The sequence below is a fragment of the Psychroflexus sp. MES1-P1E genome, assembly GCF_002836055.1.
Classification (GTDB): Bacteria; Bacteroidota; Bacteroidia; order Flavobacteriales; family Flavobacteriaceae; genus Psychroflexus.
Genome location: NZ_PJBS01000067.1, coordinates 1 through 257, shown reverse-complemented (window position 1 = coordinate 257; position 257 = coordinate 1). Strand labels below are relative to the sequence as shown.

Sequence of the window (257 nt, the reverse complement as noted above, 5' to 3'; positions counted from 1 at the left end):
CGTCTTGAAGCATTAGTAAGTCGCAAGGGTGGTATTCGTGAGGATACATCTGAAGAAAGCGAGACTACAAAACTCGGTACTGACGAACAGGAATCGTATACAGAGGCATATTTACTTGGGTAAGCAAGCACACCATTGTAACGCCCAAAAGAGTAACCAAAGGGTAAATATGTAGATACGGCAGTTATTGAGAGAAAGAAGATGTCATTACCTGGGGAGGTCTCTACAACTACGAGTTGGTTATGTAGAGAAGTCAG

1 protein-coding gene is annotated in these 257 nt (G+C 42.8%); it reads right to left on the bottom strand.

Annotated features, from left to right (window positions below; genetic code table 11):
- Nucleotides 1-257: hypothetical protein (locus CXF67_RS18410; protein WP_219621001.1), on the bottom strand; the 257-nt coding region annotated here is incomplete at both ends.